This window comes from Nitrospirillum bahiense (genome assembly GCF_007828025.1).
Taxonomy (GTDB): Bacteria; Pseudomonadota; Alphaproteobacteria; order Azospirillales; family Azospirillaceae; genus Nitrospirillum; species Nitrospirillum amazonense.
In genome coordinates this window covers 16,319-39,710 of record NZ_VITO01000018.1, presented here as the reverse complement: position 1 = coordinate 39,710, position 23,392 = coordinate 16,319, and the positions used below count along the sequence as shown (strand labels likewise).

Annotated in this window: 20 protein-coding genes; 9 read left to right on the top strand and 11 right to left on the bottom strand. The window is 68.1% G+C overall.

Annotation, left to right across the window (positions count from 1 at the left end):
* The first annotated feature begins 19 nt into the window (after positions 1–19).
* From FBZ88_RS22240 to FBZ88_RS22230, 3 genes are all read left to right on the top strand, one after another.
* A complete protein-coding gene (locus FBZ88_RS22240) occupies positions 20–778 on the top strand; it encodes a ComF family protein (protein ID WP_246138806.1) in 759 nt (252 codons plus the stop codon).
* 101 nt (positions 779–879) lie between these two features.
* Entirely contained in the window at positions 880–1,161 is a 282-nt protein-coding gene (grxC, locus tag FBZ88_RS22235) for a glutaredoxin 3 (RefSeq protein WP_088872197.1), read from the top strand.
* 2 nt (positions 1,162–1,163) lie between these two features.
* The gene (locus FBZ88_RS22230; RefSeq protein WP_145619312.1) at positions 1,164–2,006 is read left to right on the top strand and encodes a carbon-nitrogen hydrolase family protein; all 843 of its coding nucleotides are present in this window, start codon (positions 1,164–1,166) and stop codon (positions 2,004–2,006) included.
* A gap of 6 nt (positions 2,007–2,012) precedes the next feature.
* Here the strand turns inward: FBZ88_RS22230 and mazF are convergent, their stop codons facing one another.
* From mazF to hppD, 3 genes are all read right to left on the bottom strand, one after another.
* On the bottom strand, positions 2,013–2,345 hold the full coding sequence (gene mazF, locus FBZ88_RS22225) for an endoribonuclease MazF (protein ID WP_145619311.1): 333 nt from the start codon (positions 2,343–2,345) through the stop codon (positions 2,013–2,015).
* On the bottom strand, positions 2,345–2,587 hold the full coding sequence (locus FBZ88_RS22220) for an AbrB/MazE/SpoVT family DNA-binding domain-containing protein (protein ID WP_145619310.1): 243 nt from the start codon (positions 2,585–2,587) through the stop codon (positions 2,345–2,347). The genes mazF and FBZ88_RS22220 overlap by 1 nt, the downstream gene beginning before the upstream one ends.
* A 152-nt stretch (positions 2,588–2,739) precedes the next feature.
* Positions 2,740–3,879 (bottom strand): 4-hydroxyphenylpyruvate dioxygenase, encoded by a 1,140-nt coding sequence (gene hppD / locus FBZ88_RS22215; protein ID WP_246138805.1) that lies wholly within the window; start codon positions 3,877–3,879, stop codon positions 2,740–2,742.
* A gap of 138 nt (positions 3,880–4,017) precedes the next feature.
* Here hppD and FBZ88_RS22210 point away from each other — a divergent pair, with 138 nt between their 5' ends.
* Positions 4,018–4,509: an Lrp/AsnC family transcriptional regulator gene (locus FBZ88_RS22210; RefSeq protein WP_040848442.1), complete on the top strand. Its 492-nt coding sequence runs from the start codon at positions 4,018–4,020 to the stop codon at positions 4,507–4,509.
* A gap of 147 nt (positions 4,510–4,656) precedes the next feature.
* Positions 4,657–5,529 carry a phenylalanine 4-monooxygenase gene (phhA, locus tag FBZ88_RS22205; RefSeq protein WP_145619309.1) on the top strand — a complete coding sequence of 291 codons (873 nt, stop codon included), beginning with the start codon at positions 4,657–4,659 and terminating at the stop codon, positions 5,527–5,529.
* Between the two features lie 15 nt (positions 5,530–5,544).
* Here the strand turns inward: phhA and FBZ88_RS22200 are convergent, their stop codons facing one another.
* Complete coding sequence (locus tag FBZ88_RS22200; RefSeq protein WP_186454761.1) at positions 5,545–6,225, bottom strand: SDR family NAD(P)-dependent oxidoreductase; 681 nt, start codon at positions 6,223–6,225, stop codon at positions 5,545–5,547.
* A 41-nt stretch (positions 6,226–6,266) separates the two neighbouring features.
* Positions 6,267–9,737 carry an SIS domain-containing protein gene (locus tag FBZ88_RS22195; protein WP_211102769.1) on the bottom strand — a complete coding sequence of 1,157 codons (3,471 nt, stop codon included), beginning with the start codon at positions 9,735–9,737 and terminating at the stop codon, positions 6,267–6,269.
* 195 nt (positions 9,738–9,932) lie between these two features.
* Between FBZ88_RS22195 and FBZ88_RS22190 the strand changes: the two genes are divergently transcribed.
* Positions 9,933–10,280, top strand: coding sequence for an ArsC/Spx/MgsR family protein (locus FBZ88_RS22190; RefSeq protein ID WP_145619308.1), 348 nt, complete (start codon positions 9,933–9,935; stop codon positions 10,278–10,280).
* 63 nt (positions 10,281–10,343) lie between these two features.
* Here FBZ88_RS22190 and FBZ88_RS22185 read toward each other — a convergent pair whose 3' ends face one another.
* Positions 10,344–12,302, bottom strand: coding sequence for a sensor histidine kinase (locus FBZ88_RS22185; RefSeq protein WP_186464553.1), 1,959 nt, complete (start codon positions 12,300–12,302; stop codon positions 10,344–10,346).
* Between the two features lie 361 nt (positions 12,303–12,663).
* Between FBZ88_RS22185 and FBZ88_RS22180 the strand changes: the two genes are divergently transcribed.
* The 3 genes from FBZ88_RS22180 to FBZ88_RS22170 all read left to right on the top strand — a co-directional run bounded on the left by FBZ88_RS22180 (position 12,664) and on the right by FBZ88_RS22170 (position 16,987).
* Entirely contained in the window at positions 12,664–14,895 is a 2,232-nt protein-coding gene (locus FBZ88_RS22180) for a sensor histidine kinase (RefSeq protein ID WP_186464552.1), read from the top strand.
* A 36-nt stretch (positions 14,896–14,931) separates the two neighbouring features.
* Entirely contained in the window at positions 14,932–15,450 is a 519-nt protein-coding gene (locus FBZ88_RS22175; RefSeq protein ID WP_145619305.1) for a hypothetical protein, read from the top strand.
* A 262-nt stretch (positions 15,451–15,712) separates the two neighbouring features.
* Positions 15,713–16,987 carry a dicarboxylate/amino acid:cation symporter gene (locus FBZ88_RS22170; RefSeq protein WP_040848917.1) on the top strand — a complete coding sequence of 425 codons (1,275 nt, stop codon included), beginning with the start codon at positions 15,713–15,715 and terminating at the stop codon, positions 16,985–16,987.
* A gap of 94 nt (positions 16,988–17,081) precedes the next feature.
* On the opposite strand, the gene FBZ88_RS22165 is transcribed toward FBZ88_RS22170, so the two are convergent.
* From FBZ88_RS22165 to htpG, 5 genes are all read right to left on the bottom strand, one after another.
* A complete protein-coding gene (locus FBZ88_RS22165) occupies positions 17,082–17,522 on the bottom strand; it encodes a hypothetical protein (protein WP_246138804.1) in 441 nt (146 codons plus the stop codon).
* A gap of 75 nt (positions 17,523–17,597) precedes the next feature.
* On the bottom strand, positions 17,598–18,134 hold the full coding sequence (locus tag FBZ88_RS22160; protein WP_145619304.1) for a hypothetical protein: 537 nt from the start codon (positions 18,132–18,134) through the stop codon (positions 17,598–17,600).
* A gap of 30 nt (positions 18,135–18,164) precedes the next feature.
* On the bottom strand, positions 18,165–18,914 hold the full coding sequence (gene mepK, locus FBZ88_RS22155; RefSeq protein ID WP_246138803.1) for a peptidoglycan L,D-endopeptidase MepK: 750 nt from the start codon (positions 18,912–18,914) through the stop codon (positions 18,165–18,167).
* A gap of 203 nt (positions 18,915–19,117) precedes the next feature.
* A complete protein-coding gene (locus FBZ88_RS22150) occupies positions 19,118–21,082 on the bottom strand; it encodes a L,D-transpeptidase family protein (protein ID WP_145619303.1) in 1,965 nt (654 codons plus the stop codon).
* Between the two features lie 353 nt (positions 21,083–21,435).
* Complete coding sequence (htpG, locus tag FBZ88_RS22145) at positions 21,436–23,340, bottom strand: molecular chaperone HtpG (protein ID WP_145619302.1); 1,905 nt, start codon at positions 23,338–23,340, stop codon at positions 21,436–21,438.
* Between the last annotated feature and the right edge of the window lie 52 nt (positions 23,341–23,392).

Here is a 23,392-nt window from a genome sequence, read left to right as displayed (position 1 = left end):
TCTTGGAGGACATGCGCGTATGGGCGATTGGGGGCGGGCGATGGGGGCCAGGGTGCGCGACACCGGCGTGCGCCTGCTCGACCTGGTGCTGCCGCCGCGCTGCCTGGGCTGTGGCGAGGCGGTGGCCGCTGCCGGCACGCTGTGCGGCACCTGCTGGCGGGGCGTCAGCTTCATCACGGCGCCGCAATGCGCCGCTTGCGGCCGGCCCTTTCCCCACGACATGGGCGCCGACGCCCTGTGCGCCATCTGTGTCGCCGCGCCCCTATCCTTCGGCCGGCTGCGCGCCGCCGTGCTGTACGACGATGCCAGCCGCCCCCTGATCCTGGGCTTCAAGCATGGCGACCGGACGGAGGCCGTCCCCCTGTTCGCCGGCTGGATGGCGCGCGCCGGGGGAGAGCTGCTGGCCGGGGCCGACCTCGTGGCGCCGGTGCCGCTGCACCGCTGGCGCCTGTTCGCCCGGCGCTACAACCAGGCGGCCCTGCTGGCCGCGCGGCTGGGGACCCTCAGCGGGGTGAAGGCGGCGCCTGACCTGCTGGTCCGCCGCCGCCGCACGCCCAGCCAGGGCAGCCTGTCGCGGGAGGGGCGGGCGCGCAACGTGGCCGGCGCCTTCGCCCTGCGTCCCGGCCGCTCGGTCAAGGGGCTGCGCGTCGTGCTGGTGGACGACGTCTACACCACCGGCGCCACGGTGGCGGAATGCGCCCGCGTGCTGTTGCGGGCGGGGGCGGCGGGGGTGGAGGTGCTGGCCCTGGCCCGGGTGCTGAAGGATGAGGTTATTTAGAAACACTCTAAACTCAGGGCTGGGTTGCGCACCCACCCTTGGCGCTACGCCGCCGATGCGCCAATATTTCAGGTAAATCATTTCCTCAGGAGTTTGGGCCCATGCCCCGCGTTGAAATCTACACCAGCCCCTACTGCCCCTATTGCCACCGCGCCAAGCGCCTGCTGGACAGCAAGGGCGTGCAGTATGAGGAGATCGACGTCATCGCCAACCCGTCGCGCAAGCCCGAGATGATCCAGCGCGCCGACGGCCGCACCACGGTGCCGCAGATTTTCGTGGATGGTGAGGGCCTGGGCGGCAGTGACGACATCCACGCCCTGGACCGCGCCGGCAAGCTGAACGCCAAGCTGGGCCTGGACCAGCTGGCCTCCGGCACCGCCTGAGCATGACGGCCGCCCCTTTCTCGGGTGTCCTGCGCGCGGCGGTCCTGCAGATGACCGCCGGGCCGGAGATCGCGGCCAACATGGACGCGGCGGCCCGGCTGCTGCGCCAGGCCAAGGATCAGGGGGCGGCGTTCGCCACCCTGCCGGAGAACGTGGCCCGCATGGTCCAGGGCCGCGAGCGGGTGCTGGCCGGCGCCTATGAGGAAGAGGCGCATCCGGCCCTTAGCCGCTTCCGCGAGCTGGCGGCCGAGACTGGGCTGTGGCTCATGACCGGCACCCTGGCCTGCCTGACCGAGGATGGCCGGGCGGCCAACCGCTGCTTCGTCATCGATCCGGCGGGCCGCGTGCTGGCCCGCTATGACAAGCTGCATATGTTCGATGTGGAACTGGCGAATGGTGAGCGCTATCGCGAAAGCGCCACCTTCCGCCCCGGCGACGTCGCGCGTGTGGTCGACACCCCCTGGGGCGGGCTGGGCCTCACCGTCTGCTATGACGTGCGCTTCCCCCAGCTGTTCCGCGCCCTGGCCAAGGCCGGCGCCCGTATCATCACGGTACCCTCGGCCTTCACCGTCCCCACCGGCCGCGCCCATTGGCATGTTCTGCTGCGCGCCCGCGCCATCGAGACGGGCTGCTGGGTCCTGGCCCCCGCCCAGGTGGGCATCCACGACGGCGGCCGCGCGACCTATGGCCACGCCCTGATCGTCAGCCCCTGGGGTGAGATCGTGGCCGACGCCGGCGGCGAGACGCCGGGCGTGCTGGTGGCCGATTTGGACCTATCCAAGGTGGATGAGGCGCGGAGCATGGTGCCCAGCCTGCTGCACGACCGAGCGTTCGAGGGACCGTGAAGAAATTCACGGCTTGCCGATGAGGGCCGAGGCCTTCCGGCGAACCTCTGCTAGCTCCGCTTCGTCGATCTTGCCTTTGAACTCAGCCTGTCGGGCCTGCCAGTCCAGGCTTTTCACCTGGTCGGCCAAGACTGCCTGCTTCTTGTCTGGACCGATCAGCACTTCGAAGGGATAACCCTTGATCTGTGTCGTCATCGGGCAACATAGCATCAAGCCGGCGCGTCGATTGTAGGCTGCTGGGCTTAAGACCACGGCCGGCCGGTGTCCGGCCTGCTCATGCCCCGCTTGCGGGTTGAATTGCAGCCACACGACATCCCCGGCATCCGGGATGTAGCCCATTACGGGATTTCCTTGCCGACCGACGGTCCGTAATCGACTTCGACGTGGCGATTTTCCGGGGTTATGCCGGCAATCAAATCCGCCAGGTCGTAGTCGTCCTTGCGCACCGGCTCGATCACGATGCGGTTGCCCTCTTCCCGAATATCGACTGTGGCGTCGACCTCCAGTCCAACCGCTTCCATGATCGCCACGGGAATGCGGACTGAGGCGCTGTTTCCCCATTTCCTTACGGTCACGCGCATGCCCGGCCCTTTCGCGATGTCGAGACAATGTCGATACGTTAGCGGAGGCGGGGGCGTTGTCAATGTCACAGGACCTGAGGCGTGGATAGGGGCCAACGAAAAAGGCGACACCCTCGCGAGTGCCGCCCTTTATTCCGTTACCGGAACAGACCTTATTCGGCGACCTTCAGCACGCCGCGGCGGATCTGGTCGCGCTCCATGCTGACGAACAGGGCGCGGAAGTTGCCTTCGCCGAAGCCCTCGTCGCCCTTGCGCTGAATGATCTCGAAGAAGATCGGGCCGATGGCCGTCTCGGTGAAAATCTGCAGCAGGTAACGGTTGTCCTTGCCGTCCAGCAGGATGCCGCGGCTCTTCAGTTCTTCGACGGGCTGGCCGTGGCCGGGCAGGCGCTCTTCCAGCATCTCGTAGTAGGTGTCGGGCGGCGGCGTCATGAACTTCACGCCGGCGGCCTTCAGCTTGTCCCAGGTGGCGATGATATCATCGGTCAGCAGGGCGATGTGCTGGATGCCCTCGCCCTTGTAGGCCTCGATGAACTCCTGGATCTGGTCCAGCTTGTCGGCACCCTGCTCGGACTTCGACTCGTTGATCGGGATACGGATCTTGCCGCAAGGGGCGGTCAGGGCCCGGCTGGTCAGGCCGGTGTACTCACCCGTGATGTCGAAGTAGCGGATCTGGCGGAAGCCGAAGATCTTCCCATAGAACTCCGAGATCGGGTCCATGCGGCCCTTGCGGACGTTGTGGGTCAGGTGGTCGATCAGCTTCAGGCCGGCGCCCACCGGGTTCTGGTCCGCACCCTCGATGGGCACGAAGTCGATGTCGTAGATGCTGGGACTGTTGTACCGGTCCACGAGGTACAGCAGGCTGCCGCCGATGCCTTCGATGGCCGGGATGTTCAGCTCCATGGGGCCGACCGTGCCCTTCACTTCCTTGGCGCCCTGGGCCACGGCGTGCTTCAGGGCTTGCGCCGCGTCCTTCACGCGGAAGGCCATGGCGCAGGCGCTGGGGCCGTGCTCACGGGCGAAGCGCTGGGCCAGGCTGTCCGGCTCGGCGTTCACGATGAAGTTGATGTCGCCCTGGCGGTACAGCACCACGTTCTTGGAGCGGTGGCGGGCCACCTTGGTGAAGCCCATGGCCTCGAACAGGCGGCCCAGGGCCTCGGTGTCCTCCGCCGTGTATTCCACGAACTCGAAGCCATCGGTGCCCAGCGGGTTCTCCCACAGGTCGCCGCCGGCGACGGCTTCGGCAACGGGGGAGGAGGGGGTGGTCGGGGTGGACGCGGTCGGGGTGGACATGGCGGGTCGCTCTCCCTGTTAGAAGCAACAATCCCCCTGATGATACGCCCGGCGGCCGGGCATTTCCTTGCGAAGTCTGCCGCATTTGTTCAAGATTGAGCAACGTTGTGCTCAAGAAACCCTTAAGGCGGCATCACTATGGGTAAATCCAGTCTGGACGCGGCAGATCTGCGCATCCTGGATACGTTGCAGCGCAACGGTCGCCTGTCCAATGTCGACCTGGCGGAGGCTGTGGGCCTGTCGCCTTCACCCTGCCTGCGCCGGGTGAAGGACCTGGAGGACCAGGGCTACATCCAGGGCTATGCCGCCCTGCTGGACCGGCGCCTGCTGGGCCTGGGGGTCGTCGCCTTCGTCGAGGTCAAGATCGATCAGAACGCGGAGGGCGACGCCGTGTTCCGCCGCCTGGTCAGCCAAATCCCCGAGGTGGTGTCCTGCTTCGTCATGACCGGCACCATGGACTATCTGGTCCAGGTGGTGGTCAGCAACCTGGAGGCCTTCGCCGAGGTCTCGATGAAAAAGCTGCTGCAGATCCCCGGGGTGAAGGACGTGCGCTCCAGCTTCGTGCTGGACGTGGTCAAGCACTCCACCGCCGTGCCGCTGCCATCGGTCGCCGAACTGGCGCGGGACTGAAATTTCTTCCCGGCACAAGATTGCTAAGCTGGCCGCTCAAACGGCAGGAAGTGGTTTTCGGCGAGGGTCGCCGGGGCATGATCGCAAGAAAATGGTGCTGATCCAGCGATAAAATGGTTTCAGAAACCCAGCCAGGGAGATGAGGCCATGAGCAGCAGCGCGCCGGTCAACACCACGGGCAAGTCCGACACCCCCCTGCGCGGCGACTACAGCGCCATGGCGGCTGACTACACCGTGCCCCAGGGCTGGGAGAAGATCACGGCGGAGGAGCACGCCCGCTGGCGCACGCTGTATGAGCGTCAGTCGGCCCTGCTGCCCCGCTACGCCGCGCCTGAGTTCATGGAAAGCCTGGCGCGGCTGGATGCCCGCGACGGGGTGCCCCATTTCGATCGCGCCAGCGAGGTGCTGCACAAGGCCACGGGTTGGACCCTGGTGGCCGTGCCCGGCCTGCTGCCCAACGACGTCTTCTTCAACCATCTGGCCGAAAAGCGATTTCCGGTAACCAACTGGATCCGCCGGGCGGATGAGATGGATTATTTGGTGGAACCGGACGTGTTCCACGACTTCTTCGGCCATGTGCCCCTGCTGATGCATCCGGTCTTCGCCGACTATCTGCAGGCCTACGGCAGGAAGGGGGCCGAGGCCGAAGCCCACGGCGGGCTGGAGCGTCTGGCCCGTCTCTACTGGTACATGGTGGAATTCGGCCTGATTAACACGCCCCAGGGCCTGCGCGCCTACGGTGCCGGCATGCTGTCCTCGCGCGGCGAGACGCAGTACTGCATCGAAAGCCCCGAGCCCAACCGCGTGGGTTTCAATCTGGAACGGGTGATGCGCACCCGCTATCGCATCGACGACTACCAGGAGACCTACTTCGTCTTGGACAGCTTCGAACAGCTGTTCCAGGCTACGGCGCAGGATTTCGCCCCGCTCTATGCCAAGCTGGCCGTCTTGCCGGATCTGCCGGCCGACCAAATCCAGCCGGGCGACACCGTGTTCACCGCGGGCCGCAAGGCGGCCTAGCGGGAGCCGGGAACCTTAGGGGCTGGGCCGCAGCGTCTGCCCAATCATGGCATAGGCGTCGTCGCTGGCCAGGAAGACGTAGGCGGGTGTGATGCCAGCCCAGTCTTCCTCCTCGCCATCCGCGTCGGGCGGCAGGTGGCCCGGGCACACGCAATTGGCGGTGATGTCGTTGTCGCCGAACTCATGCACTAGGCTGCGGGTGAAGCCCAGCAGGGCGGAGGCTGCGGCGCCATAGGCGGTCATCCCGCGCGCCCCTTCCATGGCGGTGCTGTCCACCGTGGTGACGATGCGGCCATAGCTGCGCGCCCGCATCAGGGGCAAGAGATGGCGCACCATCAGGAAGGTGCCGCCCATATTGGCGGCCATGGTGGCCTCGAACAGCTCCAGCGTCATGCCGTCGAAGGGCTGTTTCAGGCGGAAGCCGGCGTTGTTGACCAGGATGTCGACATGGTCGAAGGCGGCGATGGCCGCCTCCGCCACCGTGTAGGCGCCGGCCGGCTGGGTGATGTCGGCCTGCACGACGATGCCGGTGCGGCCCAGGGCCTGCACCTGGCGGGCGGTTTCAGTGGCCGCCGCCTGTTCATCGGGCAAAAGGTGGTGGAGGACGACGTTGGCGCCCTCCTGCGCCAGCGCGACCGCGACGGCGCGGCCCAGGCCGGACGCCGCCCCCGTCACCACCGCCGTCCGGTTCGCCAAACGCCCCGCCCGCTGCATCGCCGTTCCCCAAAACCCCGAGTTCAGGCCCGGCGGATCAGCTCCGCGGGCGTGGACAGGATGAGGTCGCGGGGGGCCAGCTTCTCCAGAAAGGCGGCGAAGCCACCGTCCTTGCTGCCCCCTGGCTTACCGCCCCCCGGGCCCGCCCCGTCGCCGGCCGCGTCCGCCTGTCCCGCCTCATGGTAGGCATCGAACAGGTCTTCGTACAGGCGCAAATCCTTCAATATTGCAATCTTCTGCTGCAGCGAGGCCTGGCTGACCAGCGCCAGGTGCAGCAGCACCAGGCCGTTGGGTATCCAGTTGGGCTCGCGCATCAGGGGCAGCAGCGCCAGGGTCTGGGCGCCGCTGGCCCCGCCCGACAGCATGCCCCGGCCCAGGCGCAGGGCGCGGCGCTTGCCGCCCGTGGCCGGCGCCGGCTGGTCGTGGCGCGAGGCGACGCCCTTGGCCCGCCCGCTGCGCTCCACCGCCTGCAGCAGTGGCGTGCCGTCCGTGCCCTCACTTCCAGGGCCACCGGCCGGGTGGTAGCGCACGCCGCCCTCCACCCCGATGACCAGGGTCGACAGGGCGATCAGCAGCTGGCGCTCCGGCTCCGCCAGGTCGGCGGGGCTGGCGCCCAGGTCGGCCAGGGCCGCCAGCAGCAGGGGGCTGATCTCACGGCCGGGGCGGGAGATGCCCACGGTCACGGTCTTCGCCTGGTGGCGAATGGTGTCGATGGGGCGCGACGTCTCCTCGAACACCAGGCGCAGCAGGTCCTGGCCCCGTGTGATGACGGCCGTCCGCTCCGGCTTGCCGCCCGGCGTGTCCAGCATGGGCAGGGCGGAGGTCAGCTTGGCCAGGCGGGCGGCATAGCTGGCGGGCAATGCGGCGTCCAGCTGCCCGTCGGCGATGCGGTCGATGATGGTGGCGAGGCTGGTGGCCACCGGCGTAACCGGCCGCTCCGGATCGGCCAGTGCCTGGTCCAACACCGCCGACACCTCGCGGAAGGGGCGGGATTCGGCGTCGATGGCCAGGGCGGCGTGGAAACCCCACAGGTGGCCCGCCACCGTGGCCATGATGAAGTCCAGGCCGGCGCCGGCGGAGGGCAGGTGCACCACCGCCTCGGCGTAGGGCGCAAAGCAGGTCTCGCCCTTGGCGGCGAAGACGATGGGCTTGCCGTTGTGCGCCTTGAAGATGGCCACTTCCTTGGCGGTGTCCTGGGCCAGCAAGGGGGCCAGGTCGTTGGCCACCACCAGGGTCAGCGGCTCGGTCGACAGGTCGATGTGCTTCTTGTCCTCGGTGTAGTCGACCGGGATGGACTTGTAGCAAAGCTCCGACAGCTTGATGCGGATCTCTTCGGCCGCAACCTTGTTGGCGCCGTTGCCCACCACCGCCCAATAGCGGTTGCGGGGGGCGTAGGCCCGGGCGCAGGCGGCGATGGCTCCCTCGTCGTCCAGCACCTCCTGGATGCGCTGGGGCAGGGCCTCCAGCGCCACCATCTCGTCATGGATCTGCTGGGCCGGCAGGGTGCCCAGCGCGTCGGCCAGGCACAGGGCGGTCAGTTTGCCCGCCGCCACCTGGCTATAGAAGGCCTTGGTGGAGGCCACGGCCATCTCGATGTCGCGGCCGTCGCTGGTGAACAGGTGGCTGTCCGACTTGCGCACCAGGGGACTGTTGCGGCGGTTGACGATGGCGTGGATCCAGGCGCCGGCGGCGCGGGCGAGGTCCACCGTGCGGTTGGTGTCGGTGGTGGTGCCGCTCTGGCTGATGGCGATGACCAGGGCGTCGTCCAGGCTCTTGCCGTCCAGGTTGGTGGACAGTTCAGAGGCCTTGGCGCTGGTCACCGTCACCGGCGCCTTGTCCAGCGCTAGGCGGATCAGGTGCTCGATACCCATGGCGGCGATGGCGGCGGTGCCCTGGCCCGTCACCAGGATGCGGCGGATGGGCGGCTTGGCCGGATCGGCCAGGCGGGCGCGCAGGCCGGCCCACGGCCCCGTGTCGGTGCCCCCCGCGAGGCTGAGGTCGAAGCTGACGCGGCGGTCCTGGCGGCGGTAGCGGCCCGCCAGGGTCTTGCGCACGCTGGCCGGGGCCTCATGCACCTCCTTCTCGAAGAAGTGGTCATGGCGGCCGCGGAAAATGTCGCGGGAGAAGATCTCGATGGCGTCGGCCTTCAGGCTGGCCGGGGCGCCGTCGTCGACCGTGCGGGCCGACAGCGCCGGCTCACCCGCCGCCGTCGACAGGACGACGGCCAGGCCGCCGCGCTCCACCTGCGCCAGCGGAATGGACCGGCGGGCGCGCGGCGCCAGGCCGTAGTTCTCCGACGCGACGATCAGGCCGTCGTTCACCTCGGCCACAAACAGGCTCTGCCCGCTGCCCTTCTGGCCCAGCTGCAGGCGCTCCGGATCGGCCGGGTGCTGCAGGATGATGGCCATGGACCCGTCCAGGCGCCGGATGGTGGCCAGGAAGCGGTCGGCGTTGCCGCCCCCATTGCCGGTTTCGCCTTCCAGGCGGAACAGCACCGGGATGACCTTGGTGTCGGTCGTGGTGTCGGTGGGCAGGGCATGGCCGGCGCCCTCGATGGCGCTCTCGGTCAGGGCCCGGTAATTGTCGATGTCGCCATTCAGGGCCACCATGGCGTCGGCATCGGCGTCCAGCGCCGTGGCGGCCTTGCCGGCGCCCGCCTCGTTCAGCAGCCGGGCGTTCAGCGGATGGCAATTGGGCAGGCTGATGGCGCCGTGCGAGGCCCAGCGGGTGTGGGCGATGGCGCTGAAGCCGTCGGCGTGGCGGGCCACCGCCCACAACACGGCGTCGGCGCGCATGCGGGCGCGCAGGAAGGCGCCGTTATCGCCCAGGCGGCCGATCAGGGTGGCCACTTTGTAAGTGAAGCGCACGGTGGTGCGGCCGTCGGGCAGGACGTGCAGCGCCAGGCCCTCGTGCCGGTCGCCCACGGCCAGCCGCTCCGCGGCGCCGGCGCGCAGGGCCGCCGGCAGGTCGTCCAGGGTGTAGCGATGGTCGATGGTGATCTGCAGGGCGATGCCGGCGCTGTCGCGCCCGCGCACCTCCAGCCGGTCCAGATTCTCCAGCACCTGTTCCGCGGCCCAGGCCACGGCGTGCTGCGGCCGGGTGGCGGCGGCACCGTCCGGCAGCAGGGCCAGGGTGCGGCCGATGTTGCCCAGCACCTCGGTCCGCAGCTGCCAGGCATAGTCGCGCAGCCGTTCGGCCGTGCGCTCCACCGCCACGTCGCGGGCAGCCTCGCCGGACCGGAGCATCGTCTCCAACGCGTCGATGCGATCGGCCACCGCAGTCAGCAGGGCGGTGGCGGCCGTGTCGGCCACGGCGGCCATGTGGGTGGGGAAGGCCATCAGGTCGGTGAAATGCGCCACCAGCCCGTCCAGGGCGGCATCGATGGCGGCGGGGTCGCTCGCCTGGGCCAGCCGGTCGGCCACGGCCTTCAGCCAGGATAAGTCCGCCGTGCGGGTCCAGTTGCGATTACCCAGGAAACCGGCGATGCCGCACATCGTTCACCTCACTCAAGCAAGATCGCAGTCATAGTCCAGGCCGGGGCCGGGGTGGAAGGCCGAAAACGTAACGTTACACTGGGCCGGCCTCAGGGATGTCCCGGGGGGCGGCCTTGCCCTTCCGGCGGATGGCCTCTTGCCGGGCGCGCGGCTATGGTGCCCGCTTCCCGCCAACCCATCCCGGAACCATCGCCCATGACCGTGACCCTCTGGCACAACCCCAAATGCTCCACCTCGCGCCGGGTGCTGGCCGACCTGCAGGCCGGCGGACATGAGGTCCAGGTGGTGGAATACTTGAAGACCCCACCCGACCGCGCCGCCTTGGTCGACATGCTGGCCGCCCTGAAGGCCCGCCCGGCCGACATCCTGCGCCGCCGCGGCAACGACGATTTGCTGGCGAACGAGCCCGCCGGCGGTTATGGCGACGAGGCCCTGCTGGACCTCATGGTGGAACACTCCATCCTGATCGAGCGCCCCATCGCCCGGACCGCCAAAGGCGCCGTGCTGTGCCGCCCGGTCGAACGACTGGCTGAAGTCCTTTGATTTCCCCCATCTGCCAGGGAATTGGGGCGGAAGCGGGGCGGCTTGGACGGCGTCGCTTCCGTCTCAGCGTGGGGCGGCGGCCAGCGGCACCGTGAAGCTGACGGTGGTGCCCACGCCCGGCTGGCTGTCGATGGCCAGCACGCCGCCGTGGCGGGCCACCAGGTCGCGCACCAGGGTCAGGCCCAGGCCGGTGCCGACCTCCCCCAGGGTGCCGGGGCGGCTGTCCTGCGCCTCGCGGCGGTACAGCTGGTCCAGCTGTTCGGGATCCATGCCGATACCCCGGTCGGACACTGCGATCTCCAGCCGGTCGCCCAGCGCGCGCGAGGTCACCTGGACGCCCTGGTTGGGGTGGCTGAACTTGATGGCGTTGGCCAGCAGGTTGCGCAGGATGGCCAGCACCATGGTGCGGTCGGCCAGGATGTGGCGGTCGCCCGAGGCGTCGAGGATGCGGATGCCCTTGGCATCGGCGGTGGGGCCCAAGTCATGAATGGCGGCCGCCACCACCTCGCCCAGCGGCATGACCGACGGGCTGAAGGGCGTGCCCGACATCTGCACCCGCGACCAGTTCAGCAGGTTGTCCAGCAGGGTGTGGGCGGTGACCGCGCTCTGGTGCACCGACGCGGCGAAGTCGGCTACGTCGGCCGGCGCCATGCGGGTACCATAGTCCGCTAGTTCCTTGGTCATGCCCAGCAGCACGTTGAACGGCCCGCGCAGATCGTGGGAGATCAGCGAGAAGAAGCGCGTCTTCTCCCGGTTCAGGAAGTCCAGCTCATCATGGGCGGCGCGCAGCTCGGCCAGGGCCTGTTCCGTGGCCGCCCGCGCCTCCCGCTCCGCTGCGGCGGAGCGTTCCTGAGAGCGCACCATGCGCCGCACCACCATGTTGAACAGCAGCACCACCGCCAGCAACACGCTGGAAAATCCCGCCATGGACCCGGCGGTATGCACGACCAGCGACCAGGTGAGGGCGGCGCGCGGCGCCACGTGCACCAGGCGCCAGGGGGCGTTGGCCAGGGGGCGGGTGGTGATGAGATAGCCCGCGTGCTCGGCCGTGGCGGCTGTCTTGCCCATTACCGCCGCCAGACCGACGGGGGTGGGGCGGCCCTGCTGGAACAGGTCGGCGGGCGGGGTGCCGGTGGCCGACAGCAGGCGGTCGTCCGATCCCAGCAGCAGCACGGCACCGCCGGCGGCGGTATTGGCCGTGGGCAGGGCCAGCACGGCGGGATCCAGGTCGAAGGCCACCACGCCCAGGAAACGGCCCTGGTCATCGATGGGGGCGGCGACGGTGGGCGGCGGCTGGGCCGGCGCCTCATCCCGCGCCGCTCCCTGCGGCGGCGGGGCGGGCGTCTCGGTCCACAGCACGCGGCCGGTGGGGTTGGCGGCCAGGGTGGACAGGCGATAGGCGCTGCGCTCGAAAATGCCCGCCATCAGCCCGTGGGCATTGTCGGCGGCCCGCCAGGGCGCCACCGCCACCAGGCCGGAGGTGGCGATGAAATAGCCGCGCCCCAGGCCTGGCTGGGTGCGCACGTCCAGCGCCAGTTGCTGGGCCAGGGCCACGGCGGTTGCCGCCTCGGCCCGCCAATGGGCGCGGTCGGGGCGCGACAAGCCCTCATGCCGAGCCAGGCCCCGGTCCGGCAGTGCCAGCAGGGCGGCGGGTACGGGGCCGTCCAGCGGATTGGCGTCGGCCGGGCCGACGCGATCCAGCATCGGCACCTCATCCGCGCCGGCCTGGGCCACCCCGTCCAGGAAGGCGTTCAGTTGCGGGGTGTCGGCAGGCGGGGCCAGCAGCGCCCGCCGGGTCCACTCCCGCAGGCGCTCCACCCGGCCGGAGATGGCGGCCAGCGTGCCGTCCAGGGCGATGGCCTGGGTATCCATGGCTTGGCGGATTTCGGCACGGCGGGCATTCAGGCCCCGGGTAAATTCGGCGTGGACGAACACCAGGGACAGCACGATGCCGGCGGCCAGCGAGATATTGATCAGGCGGCCCGGCCCGATGGATTTCATCCACTCCGCCAGCCGTCTCATAACCCGCCGTCCCGCCATGCCGTGCCCAAGGGCGCCCCGCTGCCTTGTTCGTCCCGCCCGGTGGGCCCCGCCCGTCCCGGCATTGCCCGGAAGAGGGCGGGCCCATCCTTCCGCGACGCTTATCATGGGGGCGCGGGCCTGGCAATTGATGGCCGGCTGCGCGCCAGAAACGGAACGGGCCGGGACCGGAACGGGGCGGTTTGCGCGTGACAAGGTGGAGCCGGTTGACGGTTCGCGCGTGCCCGGCGTCATCAGGACACGCAAGGCGTGCCTTTCCAGCTTGGATAGGGCATGGTTGCGCCAGCCACGGGTTAGCGGACGGATGATGGGTGTACGGAGACAGGGCGCGGGACGTGACGGGATGGGCTGCCGCCTACGGGCGGTGCTGGCCGTCCTGCTGTTCCTTGCGTTCGTGCCAATGGCGCCCGTGGCGGCCCGCGCGGATGCGGTTACGGCGAACACGGTGACGGTGGATGGCCCGGACCTGTCCCTTGGCGGCCATCTGGAGTTGCTGGAGGACAAGGGGCGGGATCTGACCCTGGCCGACGTCATGTCGGGCCCGGCGGCCTCCCGCTTCACCCCGGCCACGCGCGATACGCCCGGCTTTGCCCGCACCCATTCCGCCTATTGGGCGCGCATCACTCTGGACAACCCGACCGACGGCACCATCGACCGGCTGCTGGTCTTCGCCTATCCCTATTACCGCAGCCTGGATCTCTACGTGTTCGCCGGCGATGGACAGATCCCAGTCGCGCAACGGCACGTGGCCGAGGGCGCTGCGGCGCGGGGTACCGACATTCCCCATCGCTACCCTGTTTTCACCTTGGCCCTGCCGCCGGGGCGCACGGTGCTGTACATGCGGGTGGAGCACTACTTCGCCTCCTTCGCGCTCTACCTGCGCAGCAGCGACGCCCAGGCCCAGGTGGACCGCCGCGACATCCTGCTGCACGGCCTGACCTTCGGCGTCCTCATCATCGCCGCCGCCTATCAGTTCGCCCTGGTGGTGATGGCGGGGGTGGAGGTGGGGGTGACCCTGCTGTTCTACGCCCTGATCACCCTGGCCTACATCTACGGCCAGCTGGGCTATCCCTGGGAACACCTGCCGGCCGACCTGGCCAGCCATTATTACCGCGAGGTGGTTGGCACCCTGCCCGTGGCCGTGGGCCAGATCTTCGCCGTGCAGTTTCTGGACCTGAGGCGGCGGCAGCCCTGGATCGCCCGGCTGCTGCTGCTGTCCACCGGCCTGCTGGTCCTGGACACGCCTCTGCATTACCTGGATCCGGCGCGGGGCTCGGGCATCGCGCAGGCGCTGGCGCTGCTGGGCTCGGCCCTGACGCTGACGGCGGCGGTGCGCGACCTGCGGCGTTCGGTCAACGCCCGCTTTTTCCTGCTCGGCTTTCTGCCCATCGTGGGGGTGGCGGTCGTGTGGTCGCTGCGGGCCAGCGGCGTCCTGCCGGCCGCCATCTGGACCGAGGCGGCGCTGTACGCCCCCAACGCCATCGGCCTGGTGCTGCTGACCTTCGGCGTCGCCTACCGCATCGGCAAGGAGCGGGAGGAGCGCGAGCGCGCGCTGGAGGCCAGCGAGGCCGCCCTGCGCCGCGCCAATGACGAGCTGGAGGACCGCGTGCGCACCCGCACGGCGGAACTGACCGACAGCCTGGAAAAGCTGAAGCGGTCGCAGGACGCGCTGGTGCAGGCGGAAAAGCTGGCCTCGCTGGGCCAGCTGGTGGCCGGCGTGGCGCATGAGATCAACACCCCCATCGGCGTCACCTTGACCACCGCCTCCCACGTTTCCGAGCGGGTCACCGCCATCGATCACCTGGTGCGCGACGGCCGCCTGCGCCGCAGCGACCTGACCGACTTCATGGGCGAGTTGGCGGAATCCTCCCGCCTCATGCTGTCCAACATCGGCCGCGCCGCCAGCCTGATCCAGAGCTTCAAGCAGGTGTCAGCCGACCAGAGTTCGGAGGAGCGGCGGCGGGTGGAGCTATGCGCCTACATGGAGGAGGTGCTGTCCAGCCTGGGCCCCAACCTGCGCCGCAGCGGGCACACGGCGGAGGTCGTCTGCCATGGCCCGGTGGAGCTGGAGACCTACCCCGGCCTGTTGGCCCAGGTGCTGACCAACTTCGTCTCCAACTCCATTCTCCACGCTTATGAGCCGGGCGTGCGCGGGCGCATCACCATCACCGCCCGCCGCCTGCCATCGGGGGAGGGACCGGGGGCCCAGGGTGATGGGCACGCCGGCGGGGCGGAGGTGGTGTACCAGGACGATGGCCGGGGCATCCCAGCGGCCATCCTGCCGCGCATCTTCGATCCCTTCTTCACCACGCGGCGCGGGGCGGGCGGCACGGGCCTGGGCCTCAACATCGTCTACAACCTGGTGACCCACCGCCTGAAGGGCACGGTCACGGCGGCCAGCGAGGCCGGGGCCGGCACCCGCTTCACCCTGGTCCTGCCCGACCTGCGGGGCCGCGACCTGGAGATTGACGACCTGGCCGCCCGCGGCGATGCCCGCGGCGATGAAAGGGCGGCGGACGCTGGGGGCCGACCCCATACACCGGATACCCTGGTGGCGACGGGGTTCGCGCGCTAAGCTGGGGCGTCTGATCCTTACAGGGACATCGCCCCCATGCGCATGAAGAAGGAGGTCAACCACGGCGCCCTGCTGCGTGAGCTGGCGGGATCGCTGTCGTCCACGGTGACCTCTTTCGAGCAGATGTCCGGCCGCCCCGCCCAGTCCTTCCCGGACTACAAGAAGGCGCGCGCCGTCTATCACGAAATCCAGGCCATGATCTTCACCATCGGCGACAAGGCCGAGAGCCGTCCCAACAACGCGCCGCGTGAACTGAAGTCCTGGCTCATCCGCATGCGCCTGCGGTCCATCGCCGCCTTCACCCGCGTCAGCCTGGCCTTCTTCCGCAATCCGCCACAGCTGCTGGTCCACGCGCTGGGCGCCTACGAGATCCTGCAGCATGAGCGCGAGGCCTTCACCAAGGTGCTGGCCGACTACGACATGATGCTGTTCGAGGCCGGCATCGACGACAAGACGGCGGACGAACTGGACCGTGTGCGCGTGAACATGGAAGAGGTGGTGGAGCGGCTGGAGAACCTGCTGAAGACGGCGCCGCCGCAACTGACCGTCTTTTAAAACGACGTTTTATTGGGCAAGCAAAAGACACCGGGGGAAGGCCAAGGGGAAGCGATTGCCGCGACCAGCTGTTGTCGCGGCCGCATCGGTCAAAAAATTTCATGAGGAGAGGCGGACGAAACCCCGCCTTAAGCCTTGATCTCACCTGGCAATTGCTTTCTTGTCGCACCTAACGGCCGTGCTGTGGCCGCGGGTCCCTGGGGCATCGGGAATGGGGGCCCGGCAACACGCCTCGTCACAAGAGGCTAAGGGAGATGTGCCCATGGAACATGTGAAAAAGCCCTGGTACTCGGTCCTCTACTTCCAAGTCATCATCGCCATCATCCTGGGCATCATCGTCGGCTATATCTGGCCAAGCTTCGGCGCCTCGCTGAAGCCGCTGGGCGACGGCTTCATCAAGCTGGTCAAGATGATGATCGCGCCGGTCATCTTCTGCACCGTGGTCAGCGGCATCTCCGCCATGACCGACATGAAGAAGGTCGGCCGCGTGGGCGGCAAGGCCCTGATCTATTTCGAGGTCATCTCCACCTTCGCGCTGGTCATCGGCCTGCTGGTGGGCGAGGTGGTGCGGCCGGGCAACGGCATGAACGTCGATCCCCACACCCTGGACGCCAAGGCGGTGTCGACCTACGTCGACAAGGCCGCCAAGGACACCGTGGCCGACCACATCCTGGGCATCATTCCCGACACCTATCTGGGCGCGCTGGGCGGCGGCGATTTGCTGCAGGTCCTGCTGATCGCCATCCTGACCGGTTTCGCCATCGCCCACCTGGGTGATTATGGCAAGCCGGCCACGGTGGTCATCGAGCGCATGTCGAAGATTTTCTTCCGCATCATCCACATGGTGGTGCGTCTGGCCCCCATCGGTGCTTTCGGCGCCATGGCGTTCACCATCGGCAAGTACGGTGTCGCCGCCCTGATCAATCTAGGCATGCTGATCGGCAGCTTCTACCTGACCAGCCTGCTGTTCGTGCTGGTGGTGCTGGGCATCGTCGGTTGGATCTGCGGCTTCTCCATCCTGCGCTTCATCAACTACATCAAGGCCGAGCTGCTGATCGTCCTGGGCACCTCCTCGTCCGAGACGGTGCTGCCCCAGATGATGGAGAAGATGGAACGCCTGGGCTGCGCCCGCCCCGTGGTGGGCCTGGTGATCCCGTCGGGCTACAGCTTCAACCTGGACGGCACCAACATCTACATGACCCTGGCCACGCTGTTCCTGGCCCAGGCGACCAACACCCACCTGACCTTCGGGCATCTGGTCACCATCCTGCTGGTGGCCATGCTGACGTCCAAGGGTGCCAGCGGCGTCACCGGCGCTGGCTTCATCACCCTGGCGGCCACACTGGCCGTGGTGCCCGACATTCCCATCGCCTCGCTGACCCTGCTCATCGGCATCGACCGCTTCATGAGCGAATGCCGCGCCCTGACCAACCTGGTGGGCAATGGCGTGGCCACCATCGCCGTCAGCAAGTGGGAAAAGGAACTGGATACCGAGGTCCTGCATCGGGAACTGGCGAACGGACCCAGCGCCGCCTGAGCATTTCGGCCGGCCGATAGCAAGACAGCATGCCATGAAACGCGACAGGCCCCGGATCGACCGATCCGGGGCCTGTTCGCGTATCGGGGACGCCTTAATTGCGCACGCAGCTTTCCGTGCCGGTGTTGCCGCCCTTGTAGGCGTCTTCGTAATAGAACTTGTCGAAGCGCACCTTGCCGTCCCTGGTGCGGCTCACCTTGGCGATGCCGGTGCCGTAATCCTGGGTGGCCGGGTTCTCGTGCGCGAAGGTGATGGCCAGGGCGTCGCCGTCGGCGGTGGCGACGCCGTGATAGGTGCCGTAGCCCGGCACCTCCATCCTGAAATGATAGCCGGCGCGTTTCCCGTGGGATTGTGCCCTGTCCATCTCCAGCGTCACGGTGGAGGTGTAGGCGCCCTCATGCCCATCCACGCCGGTGCAGGCGTAGGTGCCGCTGAGGTCGCGGCCGGTGAAGGGGGCGGATGCCGTTTGCGCGACGGCTGTGGACGCGACGGCTATGAATAGAGCGGCCAATAATGCCGCTGGGCGTGCCCGCATTTGTCTTGTCCCTCCCCATTCCTGGACACGCGCTTTGTCTCATGTGGTTCTGAAAGAGGGCAACAAAACTATGGTCTAAAGCGCAGCTGCAGCCTCGATCGAAACCCGGGTCGCGGGGTGTTCCAGGAAAATGATCACAGGGCAACGGGCGAAGGCATAAGGACCCAGGGCACCGTTGAAGATGGAAAGGGTTTGGCCAGCCTGCCGAATCTCGTACTCGCCGCGCCCGCATCCGGCGGCAACGGAACGGGCCAGGTAGGGGGTTAGCCCACGGCTCAACATCTTGGCGGCTTCCGGCGCGTCAGAGTGAAGCTGCCTCAGTGTTCCCGCGTCCAAAGGCTGAATGGAGATGTCACGTAACAGCGCAATGGCGGCTGCTCGTGTTTCCGGTGGTACCACCAGGATTTGGGATGCTTCGAGTTTCGGCGCCGTCTCTAGCGCGGCATAAAGCGCGGGGTCATTGGGCGGTTCGGCGATCCATGACCGGTCATCCACCCCAATTAGATGGATAGGCGGTGGCGGCGGCGGAGTCTCGAGAGGTTCTCCTGCCAACGCCGGAATAGCTGACAGGACCGCACCAATCAGGCCTGTGGCCATGATCGCGCGATGCATGGTCACGCCCCGGTTTTCACGCGCCCGCCGTTACGCCCACTGGCGGACGCGGCCGGTGTCGACGTGGACGAAGTTGGACTTGGGATAATAGCCGACGCCGCCCTGCTTCAGTTCCACCGCCACCTGGCGGATACGGGCCAGGGGCTTGCTGGCCAGGTCCAGGTCGATGGCCTTGCCTTCCATGTGCATGCTGTGGCTGGCCACCCCTTCGGAGTTGGCCGCCAGCATGGCGTTGGTCTTGGGGCAGCGATAGCCGCAGATGACCTGGATGGTCTCGTTGGTGTGCAGGCGGTGCTGCATCTGGAACATCAGGTCCAGCAGCTTGGGGTCCATGGCGATGGTCTGGTTGGTCCGCCAGTCGCGCAGGATGGAATTCACGTCGTGCAGGGCGGTCGGCAGATACTTGCCGTCGGCCCAGTAGGTGACCTTCAGCTTCTCGCCGGTGTGCAGGTGGTTGAAGGCCAGGACGCGGCGGTTGTCCGACAGCGGCCGGGTGGCGGCGCGGGCGTTGGACCAGTCGCCATGCATCAGGTTGCCGTGGGCGGCGCTGTGGCCGTGGCTGGCGCCGCTGTGGTGCTTGGTGGCGGCCTTGGCCAGCGCCGGCAGGGGGCTGGCGACACCCCCCACCAGGGCGGCGCCGGTGGCCAGCTTGGCGAAGCCCGCCAGCAGGCTGCGCCGGGTCGGGGCCGGAGCGGAAGAGGCAACCAGGGACGCGTCAGAGGCACTGGGGGCGTCGCAGGCAATAGTAAGCAAACGCGCCGCGGCGTGCCGTTCGTCCATTCCGGTTGTCCCCATCTGTCTTGCCACAGCCCCGCGTCGCCAGCAGAGCAGGGCTGCAGTCTGTGACAACGGGGTGTGAATAAGCAAGCCCCAAATGAGGCAAAAATTTGATGAACGTGTGACCGCTACCGTGCGGCGGCCTGGGCGCCTGCCTTTGCAACCGCTTCCGAAACGGTCACAATTGGGCAAGTGGCCTCCATCCGTCAGCGCGCCGGGTTGGCATTCGCCGGCGCCGGGGTCGCGGCCGGCACCGGCGCCGCGGCTGGTGCCGGTGTAGCACCCGTGCGTGCACCCTGGACCGAAGGCTTTGGAGTCTCAGCCGCTTTCGGCGCGTCGCCCGACGCGGCCGGCACCGTGTTCGGCGCGGCGTTGGGCGCGCTGCCGGGCGTGGGGGCGGCCGCCGGCACCGCGGCGGGCACCACCGGCTTGCGCGGCCGGGGGCCATTCAGGGCGGCCAGCACGCGGGCGTCGCGGCCATAAACGTCGGTGCGGAAGTCGATGCCGCCATCCGGGTCCGTCACCGTGGTGATGTAGGTGATGTGCACCGGCAGGCGATTCTTCAGGCGAATCGTCTGGTGCTTCAGGCTGTCGCCGCCGATCTCGGCCCGCAGCTTCTCCTCCGGCCAGCCCGGCGTGTCGGTCAGGGCCAGGATGGCCAGCGCCAGATTGGGCGGGTCCTGCACCCGGATGCAGCCGTGGCTGAAGGACCGCACCGCCCGGTCGAACAGCCGCTTGGATGGCGTGTCGTGCAGGTAAATGTCGAACTTGTTGGGGAACATGAACTTGATGCGGCCCAGCGAATTGTCGTTGCCCGCATCCTGCCGCACCCGCCAGTGGAAGTTGCGCTCCGTCACAGTCGCCCAGTTGATGCTGCTGGGGTCCACCGGCACGGCGTTGGACGTCCAGTCCGACAGCAGCGTGTAGTGGTTCTTCACGACGTAGCTGTGGTCCTTCTTCTGCTTGGGCAGAATCTCTTCCTTGGCGATTTTGGTCGGCACGTACCAATAGGGGTTCAGCTCCATATAGCTCATGTTGCCGATGAACACGGGCGTGCGGGTGAAGGGCGCGCCCACCACCACGCGCATGGTCAGCTGCACGTCCATGCCGCGCATCAGCGACAGGGTATAGTCGGCCAGGTTGACCACCAGATAGGGCTGGTCCGCCGGCTCCCGCTCCCACCGCCAGCGTTCCATGTTGACGATGATCTGGTTGATGCGCTGATCCACCGTGGCGTTCAGTTCCACCAGGGTGCGCTTGCCGATGGCGCCGTCCGGCTCCTGCCCCTGGCGGCGCTGGAACTCCTTCACGGCTGCGGCCAGGGCGTCGTCGTACAGCTCCGGATTGGTGCCCTTGGGCAGCGGAACGGGCAGGGGCTTGGCCTCACCCGTGGCCACCAGGCGGGCGCGCAGGGCCGGCACGCGCGGGTCGATCATGCCGGGCTTCAGCGCGTCGCTGGTCTTTTCCGGCTTGGGCGCGGGTGCGGCGGGATTGGCGGGATCGGCCGGCGGTGGCGGCGGGGCCGGAGGCGCCTTGGGCGCCGGCGGGATGGTGGGCCAGCCGCCGGCGGCCTTCATCTGCCGATAGTGGGCCAGGGCGGCCTTCAGCGCCGCGTATTCCGGCCGGTGCGGCGCGAGGCTGGTCAGCAGGGTGCTCAGGTCCGTGGCGGAGGCGACGCCGCCCAGGAACTGCGCCCGGTCGAAGGGCGGCCGGTCGATGACCAGTTCCGGGTCGGCCAGGGTGGGGATGATGCGGCCTACCGACACGTCGCTGGCATAATGCACCAGGCCCAAGGTCAGATTGGTTTCGAACGCGGCCTGGGCCTCAGGGCTGTCCAGATGGCCCTGCTGCGCCGTCAGGCTGGCGGGCGCGTAGTCGTTGGGGTTCAGCCCATCCTCATCGGCATGGCCCAGGACGGTCAGGACGGTGCGTGCGGCGGCGTTGGCCTCGCCGTGCTCCACCCACAGGGGCTTCAGTCCCCGCCCCCGGTAGAACCGCGCCAGCACGGTCTGGTCGCTGTCGTCCGGCGTCGCCTCACCCTGCGCTACCGGGAAGCGGTCCTTCATGAGGTCCGCGAGGTCGCGCGCCTGGGCGCCTCCCTGGACGCCCAAAGGAAGCAGGAACAGTACGGTGGCCAGTAGCGCGGCGGTGGAGGCGTTGCGGCGCCGCATCCCGGTCCGCGCCCCATTCCGATCATTCGGGGCGACAGCCCCCATCGACAACCCCATGCAAACCCCGCCTGGCTCACGCCCTTGGACCCCCGGGACGTCCCGGGGGAGACCCATATCAACGACGGCAAGGGTGCCCCCCTGTGCAGCCGCATCTCGACCTGACAACGATAACAGCCGCATCGTTCGATCGGTTGCGGACTATGCCAGCAGTTAGCGGCAAGAAAAGGGCGAAACCGTTCCATGCGGCGCGGGGCGCCCTTGACACCCACCGGCCGTTGCAAAAACGCCATGCCCCGCACCGGTTTCCCGGGCGGGGCATGAACAGGGTGTAAATAAATGAGGCGATTGACCCTTTAGGCCAGCCCCTTCTCCACGAACGTCGCCAGGCGGCGGCCGAAAGCCACCGGATCCGGCAGCGGCTCGCCCTCCAGGATTCGCGCCTGGTCCAGCAGCAGCCAGGCCGCATCCGCCAGGGCTTCACCCTGGGCGCCGCCGGCGCCATTGGCCTTGGCCAGGTCCGCCAGGCGGCGGATCAAAGGGTGGGTGGGGTTGACTTCCAGGATGCGCTTGGATGTCTCATCCAGGCGCCGGTGGGCCTTCAGCATGCGCTCCAGGTGGATGTCCATGTCGCCCTCGTCCGCCACCAGGCAGACGGCGCTTTCGCGCAGGCGTTCGGAGGTGCGCACGTCCTTGACCGCGTCGCCCAGGGTCAGCTTGGCCAGCGCCACCAGATCGGCCACGCTGTCCTCCGGCGCCTTCGGCGTCTCGTCGTTCTTGTCCTCGGCCGTGACGTTGGCCAGGTCGGCGCCGCCGCGGGTGACGGACTTGAAGGCGTGGTCCTTGTACTGGGTGACGGACTGCAGCCAGAACTCGTCCACCGCGTCGGTCAGGAACAGCACTTCCACACCCTTGGCGCGGAAGCCTTCCAGGTGCGGGCTGCGGGCCAATGCGGCCTTGTCCTCGCCGGTGATGTAGTAAATGGCGTCCTGGCCCGGCTTCATACGGCCGACATAGTCTTCCAGGCTGACCAGCTCATCGCCGTTGGTGCCCCCATGGGTACTGTATGCGCGCAGCAGCTTCAGCAGGGTGTCGCGCTGCTCCCGCTCCTCATACAGGCCTTCCTTCAGCACCGCGCCGAAGTTCTCCCAGAAGCGCGCATAGTCCGCCTTGGAGTCGGCGTCGTCGGCCTTGCGGGCCAGGTCGCCCAGCACGCGCTTGGCGATGCCGGTGCGCATCTTGGCCAGCATGGGGTTGTGCTGCAGCATCTCGCGGCTGACGTTCAGCGGCAGGTCCTCGCTGTCCACCACGCCGCGCAGGAAGCGCAGGTAGGCCGGGATCAGGCCTTCCGGACCCTCGGTGATGAAGACGCGGCGGACGTACAGCTTCACCCGGTGCTTGCGCTCCGGTTCGAACAGGTCGAAGGGTTTGGCCTCGGGGATGAACAGCAGGTTGGTGTATTCCAGCACGCCTTCCGCCCGCCAATGCAGGGTCAGCCAGGGATCATCGAAGGCGTGACCGACGTGATGGTAGAATTCCTTGTACTGCTCGGCCGTGATCTCGCTCTTGGGCCGGGTCCACAGGGCGGAGGCGGCGTTGGCCGGCTTTTCGTCATCGCCCACCAGCACCGGGATGCTGATGTGGTCGCTGTACTTCTTGACGATGCTCTGCAGGCGGTAAGTCTGCAGGTAGTCGTCCTCGCCGTCGCGCAGGTGCAGCACGATGCGGCTGCCGCGCGCCGGGGCGTCGTCGCTCTCGCCTACGGTGAACGAGCCCTTGCCGTCTGAAGTCCAGCGCCAGCCCTGGGTTTCACCGGCCTTGCGCGAGTAGACCTCGACCTCGCCCGCCACCATGAAGGCGGAATAGAAGCCCACGCCGAACTGGCCGATCAGCGACACGTCCTTCTCGCCGTCCTTCTTGGCCTCGGCCTTCTGGGACAGGGCGGCCATGAAGTTGGCGGTGCCGGAGCGGGCGATGGTGCCCAGGTTTTCCACCAGGTCGTCCCGGTTCATGCCGATGCCGTTGTCGGCGATGGTCAGGGTGCGGGCGGCCGTGTCCGGCGTCAGGGTGATGCGGAAGGTGGCGTCCCCGGCCGTCAGTTCCGGCTGGGTCAGGGAGGCGTAGCGCAGCTTGTCGCAAGCGTCCGAGGCGTTGGAGATCAGCTCCCGCAGGAAGACCTCCTTTTCCGAATAGAGCGAATGCGCGACGATATCCAGCAGCCGGGAAACTTCGGCCTGGAAGCTGAGTTTTTCCTCACTCATGGGCGTGTTCCGTCCTTCTTTCTGGGCGGCCCTGTCGTGGCGCCGCCGACGT